Here is a 14,408-nt window from a genome sequence, read left to right as displayed (position 1 = left end):
TCTTTTACGCTTTCATGGTAAAATGTACATGAGAACCTTTTCTCACCTTTCTTTAACTTTTTTCTTCTCTCACAACATTTGCTCCGTTACTTTTTTTTGAAAGGAGGATACATCATCATGTTAAATATTGCTCTACTGACATTAGGTTTTATCGGTCTTGTTATTGCAGCACTCACACCTAAATCGACAGTAGGAGCGGCTGTTTCTCTAGTCAGCTTTTTGGCTTACTTCCTCGTGAATGACTTAAGCGAATGGTATATGATCATCGTCTTTATTTTGGGGATCGGTCTGCTGATTTTGGAAGTATTCATTCCCGGTTTTGGTATCATAGGAATGACTGGAATCGGGCTGATCGTATTTGGTCTATATCAGACATTAGGCGACTTAACATTGGCACTGCGCGATTTGAGTATCGCGTTCATTCTCACGATCGGTTTGGTCGTTCTGCTGATTCGAAGAGGTTACTCACTGGCGAATTTAAACAAAATCGTATTAAAGAATGATTTAAGTACGACACGTGGTTTCTTAAGTAGTCAGGATCAATCCTCGTTACTTGAACAAACAGGCAAAACCGTAACATTTTTAAGACCAACTGGGAAAGCTCAGTTTGGAGAAGAGATTTATGACGTGTTAAGCAATGGAGAACACATTGAAAAAGATGCAGAAGTTGAAGTGGTTAAGGTAGAAGGGTCAAAAATTATTGTAAGGAGAGTGAAAATGAATGGATAATACAGGAAGTTGGATTGGTTTTGCGATTATTGCTGTCATACTCATTATACTCGTCAGCATTTTCTTGCGTTTTGTACCTGTTGGTTTATGGATCACAGCCTTTTTCTCAGGCGTAAAAGTAGGCATCGGTACATTAGTTGGTATGCGATTGAGACGTGTAACGCCTCATCACATTATTCGTCCATTGATCAAAGCAACGAAAGCAGGATTGTCATTGGATATCAATGATTTGGAAGCTCACTACTTAGCAGGCGGTGATATCAACCAGGTCATTGACGCTTTGATTGCTGCAGAACGAGCAAACATTCCGTTGAAATTCGAACAAGCTGCAGCGATCGACCTTGCTGGAAGAAACGTTTTTGAGGCTGTTCAAGTCAGTGTTAACCCGAAAGTGATCGAAACACCATTCATTGCAGCCGTTGCAAAGAATGGGATCGAAGTTCGTGTTAAAGCAAAAGTAACTGTACGAGCAAATATTGAACGTTTAGTTGGTGGTGCTGGTGAAGATACGATCATCGCGCGTGTTGGTGAAGGGATCGTTACAACAGTCGGGAGCTCATTACAGCATTCTGCTGTTTTAGAAAATCCAGATGCTATTTCCAAAACGATTTTAAATAAAGGTTTAGACTCAGGCACAGCTTTTGAGATCTTGTCGATCGATATTGCTGACGTGGATGTAGGTCGTAACATTGGCGCTCAACTTCAAACAGAACAAGCAGAAGCAGATAAAAATATTGCACAAGCAAAAGCGGAAGAAAGACGTTCAATGGCTATTGCTGAAGAGCAAGAAATGGTGGCAGAAGTACAACGGATGCGCGCAAAAGTTGTGGAATCCGAATCTCAAGTACCACTTGCTTTGGCTGAAGCATTGAAATCAGGAAATATCGGCGCAATGGATTACTACAATATGAAAAACATCAATGCAGATACAGATATGAGAACTTCGATCTCTGATGTATCTAAGAGGGACAGTGATGAATAATGTCAGATTTTCTTAATTTAGGCATCGTCATTTTCTTTGTTTTTTATCTTATCGTTCAAGCAGTCGTTTTTATTTTTAGAGTCATCTCTTCAGTGTCTACAGCAACAAAACCCAAGCCTTCTCGTCAAAATGCGCCTTCTGCTCAAAACAAAAGCAACGCAGCTCCTACTTCTCGTACTGCACCACGATCAACAGCTGGGCAACGTCGGAATGCTGCTACAAAAGCCAGCAGCATCCAAGAACGCATGAAAAAAGAATTGGGAAAAATGGAACAATCTGTTAGTGGAAGAAACGCTGGAACTCAAGAAAAAAAAGCTGCTATTAGAAAAAATCGTGCGTCCCTTATGAGTAAAGAAGGCAAAAATTTTGAGTCTTTTACTAATCAAGAAGGCAGAGATTTCGAAGCTTTCTTGAGTCGTCAAGGACGTACTGGATCAGAAGGAACCGGCAGTGTTGAAGGAACAGAATTTCATCCTCGAGGACACCGTACGATGAAACAGACGATCGTACGCAAAGGACAAATGCAGCATGATAAGAAAAAAAAGATCCAACCTACGAATGAACAACAAAAATGGCTTCATGCTTTTATGTATAAGGAAATTCTGGACAAACCTAGGAGCCAAAGACCGATTAGATAAACATTTTTTATCTAAATGGAATGAGACAAAATTTTTCAAAAGACTCTTTAATATTTTTGAAAGGATTTCTTTTGAATGCTTTTATTAAAACTGATAAAGACAAAAAAAGGAGCAAAAGACCATTTGATCGGTCTTCTGCTCCTTTTTATTTGGGACGGTTCTCTCTTTATCCTTTGGCAGCTCCTCCCATGTTGAATCCTTTTGACATATGGTTTTGAGAAAAATAGTATAGAATAAAAGTCGGCAGCATATAAAGAACGGAATAAGCTGCCAGTTGGCCATAAGCAGCATAACCATATTGCCCAAAAAATTGGAACAATGTGACAGATGCCGGCAGTTTTTTCGGTGAAGAAAGTAAAATATAAGGAACAAAGAAATTTCCCCAGCTGCCGATAAACGTAAAGATCGCAACAGTATACATACCGGACTTCATCAAAGGAACGATGACTTTATATAATGTGCTGAGCTTCGAGGCACCATCGATCCATGCAGACTCTTCTAGTTCGATCGGCACACCATCCATAAAGTTCTTCATCATCCAGATCCCAAATGGCAAAGAAGAAGCTGTCAAAAATAGCAATGTGCCTACGAGCGAGTCGGTCAAGTTGAAAAAAGTGAACAACTGATAGACCGGAACCATAACTGCGGTAATCGGAAGCGACGTCATAAATAAAATCGTCATCAAGAGCTTTTGTTTGTTTTTTAAAGGAAACCGAGACAAAGGATAAGCAGCCAGCAGAGAGAATAAGACAACTAAAATCGTCTGACCGCCTGATAAAAATAACCCGTTGAGGAAAGCTTGCTGGTTTCCGCGATCGGTAATGACTTCTTGATAGTTGGTCAATGTAAAGTGTTCTGGCATTTTCAGTACTTGCGTTGCATTCGCATCAAAAGAAGCCACGAAAACCCAAAGTAGTGGGATCACAAAAATGATGGCAATCAAAGTCAATACAATATAAGCCAGTGCAGAAGATGTTTTTTTATTTTTCATTTTTCTGTCCCTCCTAATCTTCAGTTTTCAGCAAACGAATGTAGCCAAGGCTTAAAATAATGCCGATCCCTAAGATAATCAGCGAAATGGCTGTGCCATAGCCTAACTGGTAATTGACAAAAGCTTGTTCGTACATCAAGACTGGCAAGGTTGATGTGGCCCCACTTGGCCCTCCGCCTGTCATGGTATAAAGCAAGGTGAATACGCCCAATGTGCTGAGGGTAATGATCACAAGATTCGTAAAAATCGTACTTTTGATCATCGGTATGGTAATTTTCCACATGCGTTGCCAAGCCGTTGCGCCATCTATCTTAGCCGCGTCTTCTATATCATTTGGGATGCCGTCTAAAGCTGATTGAAACATCAACATACTCAAAGCTGAACCTTGCCAAATGTTAGCGACGACGACTGAAACCATTGGAAAAGTAAACAACCATGAAATTGGTTGAAGCTGTAAGCCAGCCATAAACCGGTTCAACGTTCCACCATCATGTAAAAAAGACACAAAGATGATGGCCACGATCAATTCCGGTGTTACCCACCCAGCCATGACAGTCCCGCCAACGATTTTCCGAAAAGCTTTATGTTTATTTTTCATTAAAACAGCTAGTAAAAAACCTAGTACTTGTTGTCCAATTATTCCCGAAAATAAGAGGAAAATCAGGGTATTCTTAAAAGAACTGAAAAATTTAGGATCTTTAAACAATTGCACAAAGTTTTGAAAACCGACAAATTGAATGTTTTGTGCAGCAACACCTGTTAAAGATAGATTGGTAAATGAAAAAAAGAGGGTCATGATGATTGGACCAATAAAAAAGATCAGCAGCAGCAGTAAAGAAGGTGTTAAAAACCAAGCTGCCTGTTTGAACATTTGTCGATTTTTCGTTTTTCGCTTCTGTGGACGATTCTGATGGTTCTGCATGTTAACTTCCCCCTTGCTACAGCTAACAGCCCTCTGATCTTTTGAGCTGCTAATCTGAAAAATGAAGGCCAACTCGCTTAGAATTGGCCTCTTCTTTTTGGTTTATTGGTTGATGGTTTTATTTCTTCATGATGTTGTCTGCACCAACGATTCTTTCTAAACCAGCATGATAAGCTTTGACAGCTTGCTCAGGCGTAGCATTTCCAGAGGCTACTGATTCTACCACTTCTTGAATGTGCGTGGAAACAGTTGGATAGTCATCGACAGCTGGTCTGAAATGAGAATATTGTAAAATTTCACCTGCTTCTTTATAGTTGCTGACAGGTTGGTTAAGATATTCTTCATTCTTCGCTACATCCGTTCGAACAGTCATATCTCCTGTTTGAGTCACGTAGCCAAGCTGGTGTTCTTCATCAACAGCCATTTGAATAAATTTTTCTGCTAATGCTTTATTATCAGCTTGTTTTGGAATTGAAAATGCCCAACCGCCTGACATAGAGGTATATTTTGGATCTTTTCCTGTCTGGGTCGGGAATGGAATAAAGTCCCATGTATCTAAAGCATCCAGCCAAGGTTTGGCGCGTCCTTCTCTCCAGCTCCCGGATACCCAGTTTCCATCGATCACCATAGCTACTCCGCCATTCTGCATGTAATCTTCTGCCAACATGGTGCCAATTTGACTATTTGAAGCGACACTCATACTTGGTCCTAAATCATTTTGATAAACGTCTTGAATGAAAGTAAAGGTATCCGTCAATGCATTTTCATCAATAACCCATTTTCCAGCTTCCCAATCGTACAACTCTGAACCTGTTCCGCTATACAGAACTTGGAAAGTCCGCATCGAAGTTGCTTCACCTGTCGACTTGGTTGCATAAAGGAATAGAGGAATGGTTTCTTTGTTTGCCGCGTGCACCTTTTCAGCAGCATCTAAAATATCTTGCCAGTTAGTCGGCTCAAAAGGTACAGAAATTCCTGCTTGATCAAAGATTTTTTTGTCATACCATAATCCTTGGACATCGGTACTGAACGGCACACCGTAAATTGAGCCGTCTTCTCCTTTGACCCCTTCTTTTGTCGTTTCTTCAATGTTGCTCCAATCGTCCCAGTTATTGACAAAGTCATCTAAAGAGCTCAAATAGCCGGCATTGACATCTGAATTCAAGATAAAAGTGTCTTCAATCGCAACATCCGGCGCAGTATCTTTTGACTGCATCATGATAGCTTGCTTCGTGGTTGTATCATCATACAAAGGAATCAGTTCAACATCTACCCCTTCATTTGCAGCCTCAAAATCTTTTTCCAGATCTTTGAACCAGTCTTCCCACCATGAGGGATAAGAAACTTGAAGAACTTTTCCTCCTTCTGTGTTGTCCTGTTGATCTGAACCTGAACCGCCGCCGCAAGCTGCTAGTAGTAGTGCAGAGCCAATCAATAATCCAATCAGAGTTTTCTGCTTGTTCATTTGGTACTCCTCCTTTTGTTCCCAATAAAGGGAATTTTCATCTAAAATAAGCGCTTTCATTTTTTGCTACTGCTTTACCTGCCCCAATTATAGTAAGTTACACAACTTGTGAGCAACTCAAAACACTTCTTCTGATCAAATACCCGCAAGAAATACTCGCAGGTTTCCTTCTTTTCTCCTATCTCAAGTGTGATTGCTTTTGCCCAACTTTTACAAATGGTAAACTAGATGAAATGAGAGCCATTACCGAATAAAGGAGCGATTTTATGCGAGCCGTCACTTGGCAAGGAAAAGAAAAAATGGAAGTTACTACTGTATCTGATCCCATCATTAAAGAACCAACGGACATGATCATCCAAATTACTGCAACTGCTATTTGCGGATCTGATCTACATCTTTACCCTCATGGCAGCGCTATATTATAGAAAGATTATGTCGTAGGCCACGAACCGATGGGAATCGTAGTTGAAACAGGCAAAGAGGTTAAAAAAGTGAAAAAAGGAGATCGTGTCGTTATTCCTTTTAATATCAGCTGTGGACATTGCCATTTCTGTAAGCACGATATGGAAAGTCAATGTGGTAACTCCAATCCCAATCCTGATGTAGATTATGGTGGATTATTCGGTTTTGGAAAACTCAATGGAAATTATCCTGGTGGACAAGCTGAATATTTACGTGTTCCTTTTGCTGATACGTCTTCTTTTGTCGTCCCCGAAAGCAACCTGCCTGATGAAAAGATCCTTTTCTTATCTGATATCGTCCCTACTGCATGGTGGAGTGTTGAAAATAGTCAAGTTAAACCTGGTGATACGGTAATCGTGTTAGGTTCCGGTCCTGTCGGTTTACTTGCCCAAAAGTTTGCAAAAATGAAAGGTGCAGAACGAGTCATTGCAGTCGATTGCATTGCGCATCGAATCGAACATTCTGCTAAAACAGAGGGGGTAGAGACATTCAATTTTATGGAAGCGGATAAGCCAGGAAAAGCTTTGAAAGAAATGACGAATGGCGGCGCTGATGTAGTCATTGACTGTGTCGGCATGGATGGTGTAGAAAGCAAAACCAGCGAGAAACTTTTGAATACCTTGAGTCCTCAAATGGGTACGATTGCTCCTTTAAAAACCGCGATCGAATGTGTCAAAAAGTTTGGTACAGTCCAAATGACTGGCGTTTACCTCTCTCCTGCTGCTTTCTTCCCTTTGAATGAATTGTTTTCTCGCAACGTTGTTTTAAAATCGGGCCAAGCGCCTGTTGTTCACCTTATGCCTAAATTGTACGACATGATTTCCAATGATGTTTTTGATCCTACAGAAATCATCACTCATGTATTGCCGCTTGAAAAAGCCAGCGAAGCTTATCAAATGTTTGATGAAAAAGCAGATCACAATATCAAAACGATTTTGAAACCTTAACACTATTTTTTGTTGTTGCCTTTGTTCAAGTAGAAAAGAAAGGATAAGAGATGCCAAAAATAAAAAGAAAAGAACATCAAATTGAACCCGATAAAGAAGAAGATATTATTATTAAGTCAAGTGGCTTTCGTTTTTACTTCCAAAACTTTTATAATTTGATTTCTTTAACGAATGACCTATTGACAGGTTTGATGTACATGATTGCCAGTGTGCTAAGTTTAATGGGTGTTCCTTCTATTTACAGTACTTCACTCTATCTTTTAGGCGCTGTCTTTTTGACTTTTCGTCCTCTGATCAAAATCGTCCACAATGTCTTTTTATATAATGATCGTGGTAAAGATGAGAATGATGAAGAAGGTCAAAGTGAAACTGAAGAAGATTTGAATGAAGCAGAGAAAGATCGAGATCAAGCTGAAGAAGATCGGAAGCAAGCTGAGAAGGACCGAGAACAAGCTGAAGAAGATCGGAAAAAGGCTGAAGAAAATCAAGAAAACCAAGGCGATCAAGAAAATGAATCACAGCAAGATCCGAGCATCATCAGCAAAGTTCTTCCTGGTTTATCTGATTATGAGCAAGACCAAACAGATGAACAAGAAAAAGAAGAAGAACGTGAAAAACAAAGAGACGAAGAGCAAAAGAAACGTGACAAAGCTGCAAGAGAACGAGAATTGGCACAAAAAGAAAGAGAGCTCAACCAAGAAAATCATGAAGATGGTTAAAAAAAAAATTGTTTGAAACCTATCTTTTTATCATTTCTTAAACGACAAAAAAGCAAGCCCTAATGTAAAGCGGCTTACTTTTTTGTCCTTTTTAGAACCTATTTTTTACATCGAAACGATCTAAAATGCTGCCTAAAACCGGAGCTAATAGAACATAAAAAGCAGCATTCCCTAACGCATGCATCGTATCAAACGGCAATCCTGCAAGGTAATAAGCCCAAAAATTTTGAATCCCAAAAAAAGGCGCTTGAACAGCTGAGATGATAAAACCATAGAGATAACCCGTTAGACCTGCATATAGCACCATCACCACAAAAGGGATTTGATTGATAAAAGGTTTGATGAGTAATCCTGTGATTCCTACTAAAATAGAAAAAGATAAGATTTGCGCGATCGTCCAGACACCCATTCCTAGTTGGATGTTTGAGATCAAAATGGAAAGAATCGCGACGATCCAACTATCAACGACTGTCATTTTAAGAACTAGAATGATCAGAATAACGGTCACAGGTTGCACATTGGGCAAAAACTGAAAAATTACGCGGCTGACATAGCATAAAGCTGTCAGTAAACCTAGCAACGCAATTCTTTGAACAGAAAAAACAGACTTAGTTGCCATTTAAGGTCCACTTCACTTGGTCTCCATCCTTCAATTCATACTCGGCAGCACCTACTGTAGGCTGTTCGTCGTTGACAGTATATAACCACCATTTGCCTTCAGCTTCATCTTGTTCATGTCCATTGATTGCTGTAATAAAGCCGTCTTTTTCTTCAACTTCATAATGCTCTTTCATTGCTTCCAATACAGAGGTTCCTTCTGAAACTTCTACACTTTTTGCAAGGTCTGCTGCTTCTTTTCCATCTATTTCGAATGACATTTCAGCTTGGATCTGAGCATCTTTTTCAGCAGTGTCCACTACACTGGATTGCTCGGAAACAGCTTGGCTTCCAGTCGTCTCTTTTTCTGTTTCTGTTCCACAAGCCGTTAAGACAAACAATAAAGATAAAAAGATAAATGATTTTAATTTTAATTGACGTAACATGATTCTTCCTCCTCAGATTTAAAGCAAAAATAAAATGGTCTGGTGAGGCAATATGTAACAGCGATAACATTAGCTGTTCGACAGTCGCTTTGCCTCGAAGCAACTGTTTTTTGATTTTTTAAGAAAGATCTGACTTAGAGCTGAAGCTCCTTACAGTGGCGGGACCGTGCTGGATTTTCACCAGTCTTCCATCTTATCAAATCAATAATGTGTTTTTGGTAACTGTTCTTTTTTCAATTCTGGATGAAAAACTTTTCCGCCTCGTTCATAAAGCGGCTCAGCTACTCCTTTACGATGGTTCACTATTCGTGCCAAAGCAAACAAGTAATCAGATAAACGATTGACGAATATAGCAACGACGGTATTGATTTTTTCTTCTCTATTTAGTGTGACGATCAGATGCTCAGCTCTTCTCGTTACGGTTCGAGCCAAATGCAATAAACTCGCTACTGGATGTCCGCCTGGAATCACAAACTTCTCAATGATCGGTGGTTCTTCCGCATAAACATCAATCTGTTCTTCGATCCATTCGACAGCTTCTTTTTTGACTTTGTAAGGTCTCTCTCCATCAAAAGTGGCTAAGTCAGTACCGCAATCAAACAACAAATGCTGCAGATCTATCAATTCACTTTTTAAACGATTGTCTTCTTCATCCATTTGGCTGACGATCACACCAATCAACGAATTTAGTTCATCTAATGTCCCATATGTTTCGACGCGTATGTTATCTTTTGGAATGGTTCTTTGACCAATCAAGTTGGTATTCCCATAGTCTCCTCTTTTTGTATACAATTGCATTTTTTCTTCCTCCTTCCTTGTTCAACGTCGCACTATCTAGTATAGCATATTCTTCGACAGACACAATATCTTGTATGTATTTTTATTTTTTTACCTTTTTAATCTAAATCTAGCGTCAAAAAAAACATTATTTATTTTTTCTTAAAGTTAACTTGTAAAAAGTAAGCAAATGATGTTATACTACTACTTAAGAACATGATACTTAATCAGAAAGAGGTTAGTTATTTGAAAACTGTTGCTTTGGTAGGGAGTTTACGTAAAGATTCTTATAATATGAAATTGGTGAAACACATTCAAGAAAAGTTTCCAGAATTAGGAATTGAAATAGCTGATATTTCTCATTTGCCTTTCTTTAATGAAGAAATCGAAGCAGATCCAGGTCAAACGGTCCGCGATTTCCAAGCTTTAGTGAAAAGTGCAGATGCTGTTATCGTTGCAACACCTGAATACAATGCTTCAATGCCAGCTGTCTTAAAAAATGCGATCGACTGGGTTTCTCGTGAAGGAAAAGAAATGGCTGGAAAGAAAGTCTTGATCATGGGCGCTTCAATGGGCGCTTTAGGAACCGTCAAAGCTCAAATCCACTTACGCGATGTTTTAGATACTGTTGGTGTAGCTGCTTATGTCATGCCAGCAGCTGGCGGAAATGATATCTTTGTAGGAGCTGCTCATACAAAATTTGATGAAAATGGCCAATTGACCGACGAACCAACTGCTCAATTCATTAGCATGGTCGTTGAACGCTTCAAAAATTTTGCTGCTTTAGAAGTTAACTTATAATGTTTAAATAAAATCAAAAAGACAGACCTTCACTATTATATAAATACAATGTGAGGTTTGTCTTTTTTTATCATTTTTATCCGTTGCAAAAGAAGCTGTGTTCTTTTGAGCGTTTCCGTTATTAATTAAATAAATTGACGATAGCATCCCAGATTTGTCTAAAGAAATTTCCGATTTTATCTGTTAAGCCACTTTCTTCCGCTTGGTTGACCAAGTTGCCTAATTTATCTTTTACCGTGTTAGAAAGGTTTTGCAACTGATCCTTTACTTCTTGTGAATCAATAGCAGAAGTTTTTTGATAGTTTTCAAACAATTTCATTAATTGATCCATTTGATCTTGAGTAACAACATTGTCTAAGTTATTTTTTTCTATCGCATCGTTGATGATCTGCTGAATTTCTTCTTTTGTTGCTAGTTTACCTTGTTGTTCTTTCAAGTCCGCCAATCCTTGCTTGATATCAATGATGGCTTGATCAAGTTTGCCCGAATCAAAATCACTTTTATCGGCATTTTCTTGAGCGATATCGTTTGTCGTTTCTAATTCTTCCTGTGCTACTTCCATCCGGTCTTGATCTAGATCTTCTCCATTAACATCAAAAGCTTTATACACACCTGTCAAAGCACTTTCACCTGTTGCTGGACGAATACTTGCTACGAGGATCGTTGCATCTGCAATCCCCGCTGTGATAGCCGCATTAGCATATTGCTCTTGGGTGATTTGTGTAATATTTTCTGGCGTTTTGATATTTACTTTTACACCATGCCCACTGTCTTCTTTTTCAACCAAGACAGATGAGATCAAGCTTGAAGTATTCCCTGATCCAGAGCCCAAATAGTGGATCACATCTTGACCATTGATTGCTACACTCGCTACATTTTCTGCGTTTTCGATTTGCAGCAAATCAGCTGTTTCTTTTACTTCACTGTTGGATAGCCCTCCGCCATGTACAAAAGTTGGTTTTCCCCACTTTTCATTCACCACAGTCGTATCTATCCCATCACTTGCCGCCGATACTGGTTGAGAAAACCCCAGTGTACCGCCAATTCCAAGCACTACTGCCGAGATCATTACAGCTTTTTTTAATCGTTTCATTTTATTTTCCCTACTTTCATGTTGACTTTATTTTATCTTACTGAAGATTTTTCTATTTGTCGTCAAACTTTAGACGGATGTTTTGGTCTTCAATTTGAATATTTTCGGTACAGCTGAATGAAATTGCATCAACTTTCCAGAAGTTGGATGTTTGAACTTGATCGTTGTGGCATGTAAACCTAAACGTTTTAATGGATTCGTTTGTGCTCCATACTTCTTGTCTCCAACGATTGGATGACCAATATCTGACAGATGCACACGAATTTGATTTTTTCTTCCTGTCTCTAATGTTAATGTTAACAAGCTATAATTACCATTCGTTTGCGCAACATGATAATGTGTCACTGCTCGTTTACCGCCATTGTCTTTAGGGCTAGAATAAACTTTAAAAGCTTTATTTTCACTTAGCCAAGAATCGATCGTATCTTCTTTTTTAGCTGGTTCTCCTTCAACCATTGCTGTATATATCCGTTCAGTCACCATTTTTTTCCAATTATCCTGCAATATTCGTTTTGCTTTTTCATTTTTAGCAAACATCATCACCCCAGAAGTATCTCGATCCAAACGGTGAACAACAAATACTCTATTTCGAGGATTTTTGTCTTTCACATATAAGCTCAGTTGATAATGAGCTGTCCATTCATTAGGGTGCTTGGCTGCGACAGATAAAATCCCGGCTTCTTTATCAATGACGATTAAATCTTGATCTTCATAAAGAATGCGGATGCCCATTAGTTCGCTTTTTCGCTGCATTTCTTTATTTTCAATGATTTCTATCTCTTGTCCAGGCTTGAGTACAGCATTGTGCTGTGTGATCGTTTTTCCGTCAACCTTGACCTGTCCTCGAGACAAAATAGATTTAGTGGCATTGCGACTACTTTTTATTTTCTGCTCCAATAAAAATGGAAGCAATTCACTTTCACCTTTTACGATGTACTTTTTTTCTGTTTGTTTTTTAGATTGGTGCCGTTTTGCTGATTTTTTCAACAGTCATCCCTCACTCTCTTTCCTATTATACACAAATGAAGTAAAATGTTTATCTTATCCTCTTTTTTTATTTATCTAAATTTACTAATGTAGCAATTGTTAACTTTATTGTCTACTCTTCTCTCCAAATATTGAAAATAATTTTAATAAAATAATAAATTGAATTTCTTCTAATTTCCTGTATAGTAAGATTTGTTACAAAAGTAAATGGACTTTTTTTAGGAGTGAAGACCTATAGAAACTTGGATTCAAAGTATTATGGAACAATTTGGTTACTTTGGAGTAGCTTTTTTGATCATGATTGAAAATATCTTCCCGCCGATCCCTTCTGAAGTTATTTTGACTTTTGGCGGTTTTATGACGACTCATACCTCTCTAAATATAACTGGAATGGTGCTAGCCTCTACAGTAGGAGCTGTCTTAGGCGCTTTGATTCTGTATTTTATTGGGAGATTACTCGATATTAGTCGTTTAGAAAAAATAATCGATCGATATGGAAAATTTTTGAGATTAACAAAAGAAGATCTTTATAAAGCTGATGCGTGGTTTGAGCGGTATAATGTATGGACCGTTTTCTTTTGTCGATTTATTCCATTGATCAGAAGTTTGATATCGATTCCTGCAGGGATGTCCGACATGAGCTTAGGTCTCTTTCTCGTTTTTACTACGATCGGGACTTTGATTTGGAATACTATCCTGATTTATTTAGGTTCGATCGTTGGTGCTCAATGGGAAACAATCGTTCACTATATGGACATCTACTCAAACATTGCCTATGCTATTATCGCCCTTGCGATCATTCTGGTGGCTGTATGGTATATCCGCAGAGTTAAAAAAACAAAATCTTAATATTTCATAGCTTATCTAAAAAAGCAGCCGCTCTATTCTCCTTCTGGATTGAGCTGCTGCTTTTATTATTGAATCTGATTCAGTTACATCTTTTCATTTTTACTTATTTTTAACTTTCTTCCTAACTTGTCAGCTCATAACTTTCATCAATCAATTCTTTAATACTATCAACAGATTTCATCTCATTTAAATTGACACTGACCCACTTTGACTTGTTCATATGGTAAGCCTGATAAATGCCTTCCTTTTTTCTTAAAGGACCAATCAATTCTTCTCTTGTTTTCAAGTTTAGTATATCAATTTCCTGATTGTCATTTAAACCAATTTTATCACTAGATACATTCATGACTAAACCAAACCATTTCTCATTATTCTAATGTCTTAAAGCTGCATAGTTAGGATAGGTTTCCCAAGGATAATCAGGTGTTACGTGATACTTTACTTTAACGAAATCAAAAATTTCTTCTCTCTTCACCATAAATTTTCACCCATTTGTTAAATTGCTTATTTTTTTATATATCCAGATCTCTTTGTGCCAATTACCTTGTTGACGTTGTGTTTCTATCGACCTCGCTCCGCATTGTCATGGCTCTTGCGATTTTAATCGCTTAGAGACATGCTACACTTTGCCGGAACGGCAACAGTGCTTCCGATGACGGTCTTGCTTTTTCGAACTTTCTCCGCATCCTCGTATAATATAGTTAGTTAATAAATATACGTATTTGTTAACTTTTTAAATCATTATGTCTCTCATTTGAGATATAATTTATTTGTACAGATAGAGGTTGTAGTTCGCATCCTTGGAGCCTTGTCTTCGTCGCACAGACTGACACCTCTTCTTTACGAATAATATACGAATGAGCTGGATGGCACATGGTTGTCGCATATCGAACGAGGTTGTATGTTTCGTAAAGCAGAGAGGATAACCTTTATCTAAAATTTTATAAGGCAGGTGTTCTTTATGTTTTTTGTTGGTATAGATATTGGTAAAAGATATCATGAA

Annotated in this window: 15 protein-coding genes, 2 pseudogenes and 1 riboswitch; of the genes and pseudogenes, 8 read left to right on the top strand and 9 right to left on the bottom strand. The window is 38.4% G+C overall.

Features of this window, described 5'->3' with window-relative positions; genetic code table 11:
• Positions 1-117 precede the first annotated feature (117 nt).
• The 3 genes from BM057_RS06190 to BM057_RS06180 are packed head-to-tail and all read left to right on the top strand — an operon-like array spanning position 118 to position 2,349.
• A complete protein-coding gene (locus BM057_RS06190; protein WP_092092233.1) occupies positions 118-729 on the top strand; it encodes an NfeD family protein in 612 nt (203 codons plus the stop codon).
• Positions 722-1,711, top strand: a complete 990-nt coding sequence (floA, locus tag BM057_RS06185; RefSeq protein WP_047390657.1) for a flotillin-like protein FloA — start codon at positions 722-724, stop codon at positions 1,709-1,711. The genes BM057_RS06190 and floA overlap by 8 nt, the downstream gene beginning before the upstream one ends.
• Positions 1,711-2,349, top strand: coding sequence for a hypothetical protein (locus BM057_RS06180; RefSeq protein WP_092092230.1), 639 nt, complete (start codon positions 1,711-1,713; stop codon positions 2,347-2,349). Before floA ends, BM057_RS06180 begins: the two co-directional genes overlap by 1 nt.
• 166 nt (positions 2,350-2,515) lie before the next feature.
• Here BM057_RS06180 and BM057_RS06175 read toward each other — a convergent pair whose 3' ends face one another.
• The 3 genes from BM057_RS06175 to BM057_RS06165 form a co-directional block, all read right to left on the bottom strand.
• Entirely contained in the window at positions 2,516-3,340 is an 825-nt protein-coding gene (locus BM057_RS06175; RefSeq protein ID WP_047390654.1) for a carbohydrate ABC transporter permease, read from the bottom strand.
• Positions 3,341-3,353: 13 nt separating this feature from the next.
• A complete protein-coding gene (locus BM057_RS06170; protein ID WP_047390652.1) occupies positions 3,354-4,262 on the bottom strand; it encodes a carbohydrate ABC transporter permease in 909 nt (302 codons plus the stop codon).
• Between the two features lie 118 nt (positions 4,263-4,380).
• Positions 4,381-5,727: an extracellular solute-binding protein gene (locus tag BM057_RS06165; RefSeq protein WP_177186183.1), complete on the bottom strand. Its 1,347-nt coding sequence runs from the start codon at positions 5,725-5,727 to the stop codon at positions 4,381-4,383.
• Between the two features lie 266 nt (positions 5,728-5,993).
• On the opposite strand from BM057_RS06165, the gene BM057_RS12115 reads away from it, so the two are divergent.
• From BM057_RS12115 to BM057_RS11950, 3 genes and pseudogenes are all read left to right on the top strand, one after another.
• Positions 5,994-6,152, top strand: a complete 159-nt coding sequence (locus BM057_RS12115; RefSeq protein ID WP_425439023.1) for a hypothetical protein — start codon at positions 5,994-5,996, stop codon at positions 6,150-6,152.
• A 27-nt stretch (positions 6,153-6,179) separates the two neighbouring features.
• Complete coding sequence (locus tag BM057_RS06160; protein WP_425439022.1) at positions 6,180-7,136, top strand: zinc-binding dehydrogenase; 957 nt, start codon at positions 6,180-6,182, stop codon at positions 7,134-7,136.
• A gap of 50 nt (positions 7,137-7,186) precedes the next feature.
• A pseudogene (locus BM057_RS11950) lies at positions 7,187-7,468 on the top strand (YrhK family protein); the annotation flags it as partial.
• Between the two features lie 478 nt (positions 7,469-7,946).
• Here the strand turns inward: BM057_RS11950 and BM057_RS06150 are convergent.
• The 3 genes from BM057_RS06150 to BM057_RS06140 form a co-directional block, all read right to left on the bottom strand.
• On the bottom strand, positions 7,947-8,474 hold the full coding sequence (locus BM057_RS06150; protein WP_092092224.1) for an ECF transporter S component: 528 nt from the start codon (positions 8,472-8,474) through the stop codon (positions 7,947-7,949).
• Complete coding sequence (locus tag BM057_RS06145; RefSeq protein WP_092092222.1) at positions 8,464-8,898, bottom strand: DUF4430 domain-containing protein; 435 nt, start codon at positions 8,896-8,898, stop codon at positions 8,464-8,466. Before BM057_RS06145 ends, BM057_RS06150 begins: the two co-directional genes overlap by 11 nt.
• Positions 8,899-8,977: 79 nt before the next feature.
• A riboswitch (adenosylcobalamin (AdoCbl) riboswitch) is annotated at positions 8,978-9,115 on the bottom strand.
• Complete coding sequence (locus BM057_RS06140; protein ID WP_177186182.1) at positions 9,100-9,696, bottom strand: cob(I)yrinic acid a,c-diamide adenosyltransferase; 597 nt, start codon at positions 9,694-9,696, stop codon at positions 9,100-9,102. Its footprint overlaps the riboswitch before it by 16 nt.
• A gap of 225 nt (positions 9,697-9,921) precedes the next feature.
• Between BM057_RS06140 and BM057_RS06135 the strand changes: the two genes are divergently transcribed.
• The gene (locus tag BM057_RS06135; RefSeq protein ID WP_092092220.1) at positions 9,922-10,476 is read left to right on the top strand and encodes an NADPH-dependent FMN reductase; all 555 of its coding nucleotides are present in this window, start codon (positions 9,922-9,924) and stop codon (positions 10,474-10,476) included.
• Between the two features lie 121 nt (positions 10,477-10,597).
• Here the strand turns inward: BM057_RS06135 and BM057_RS06130 are convergent, their stop codons facing one another.
• Positions 10,598-11,569 (bottom strand): DUF1002 domain-containing protein, encoded by a 972-nt coding sequence (locus BM057_RS06130; protein ID WP_092092218.1) that lies wholly within the window; start codon positions 11,567-11,569, stop codon positions 10,598-10,600.
• A 69-nt stretch (positions 11,570-11,638) separates the two neighbouring features.
• Positions 11,639-12,556, bottom strand: coding sequence for an RluA family pseudouridine synthase (locus BM057_RS06125; protein ID WP_218147453.1), 918 nt, complete (start codon positions 12,554-12,556; stop codon positions 11,639-11,641).
• Positions 12,557-12,814: 258 nt separating this feature from the next.
• On the opposite strand from BM057_RS06125, the gene BM057_RS06120 reads away from it, so the two are divergent.
• Positions 12,815-13,405, top strand: coding sequence for a DedA family protein (locus tag BM057_RS06120; RefSeq protein WP_218147452.1), 591 nt, complete (start codon positions 12,815-12,817; stop codon positions 13,403-13,405).
• Between the two features lie 121 nt (positions 13,406-13,526).
• Here BM057_RS06120 and BM057_RS06115 read toward each other — a convergent pair.
• Positions 13,527-13,760: pseudogene (locus BM057_RS06115) on the bottom strand (MmcQ/YjbR family DNA-binding protein); the annotation flags it as partial.
• Between the last annotated feature and the right edge of the window lie 648 nt (positions 13,761-14,408).

It is taken from the genome of Pisciglobus halotolerans, assembly GCF_900113675.1.
Taxonomy (GTDB): domain Bacteria; phylum Bacillota; class Bacilli; order Lactobacillales; family Carnobacteriaceae; genus Pisciglobus; species Pisciglobus halotolerans.
The sequence above is the reverse complement of the archived record's forward strand: the minus strand, read 5'-3'. Positions and strand labels throughout refer to the sequence as shown.

Excerpts from the sequence above, each read along its gene's own strand:
- BM057_RS12115 (WP_425439023.1), top strand. The coding sequence starts at position 5,994 with ATGCGAGCCGTCACTTGGCAAGGAAAAGAAAAAATGGAAGTTACTACT.
- BM057_RS06160 (WP_425439022.1), top strand. The coding sequence starts at position 6,180 with ATGGGAATCGTAGTTGAAACAGGCAAAGAGGTTAAAAAAGTGAAAAAA.
- BM057_RS06165 (WP_177186183.1), bottom strand. The coding sequence starts at position 5,727 with ATGAACAAGCAGAAAACTCTGATTGGATTATTGATTGGCTCTGCACTA.
- BM057_RS06145 (WP_092092222.1), bottom strand. The coding sequence starts at position 8,898 with ATGTTACGTCAATTAAAATTAAAATCATTTATCTTTTTATCTTTATTG.
- floA (WP_047390657.1), top strand. The coding sequence starts at position 722 with ATGGATAATACAGGAAGTTGGATTGGTTTTGCGATTATTGCTGTCATA.
- BM057_RS06140 (WP_177186182.1), bottom strand. The coding sequence starts at position 9,696 with ATGCAATTGTATACAAAAAGAGGAGACTATGGGAATACCAACTTGATT.
- BM057_RS06175 (WP_047390654.1), bottom strand. The coding sequence starts at position 3,340 with ATGAAAAATAAAAAAACATCTTCTGCACTGGCTTATATTGTATTGACT.
- BM057_RS06150 (WP_092092224.1), bottom strand. The coding sequence starts at position 8,474 with ATGGCAACTAAGTCTGTTTTTTCTGTTCAAAGAATTGCGTTGCTAGGT.
- BM057_RS06120 (WP_218147452.1), top strand. The coding sequence starts at position 12,815 with ATGGAACAATTTGGTTACTTTGGAGTAGCTTTTTTGATCATGATTGAA.
- BM057_RS06130 (WP_092092218.1), bottom strand. The coding sequence starts at position 11,569 with ATGAAACGATTAAAAAAAGCTGTAATGATCTCGGCAGTAGTGCTTGGA.
- BM057_RS06180 (WP_092092230.1), top strand. The coding sequence starts at position 1,711 with ATGTCAGATTTTCTTAATTTAGGCATCGTCATTTTCTTTGTTTTTTAT.
- BM057_RS06190 (WP_092092233.1), top strand. The coding sequence starts at position 118 with ATGTTAAATATTGCTCTACTGACATTAGGTTTTATCGGTCTTGTTATT.
- BM057_RS06170 (WP_047390652.1), bottom strand. The coding sequence starts at position 4,262 with ATGCAGAACCATCAGAATCGTCCACAGAAGCGAAAAACGAAAAATCGA.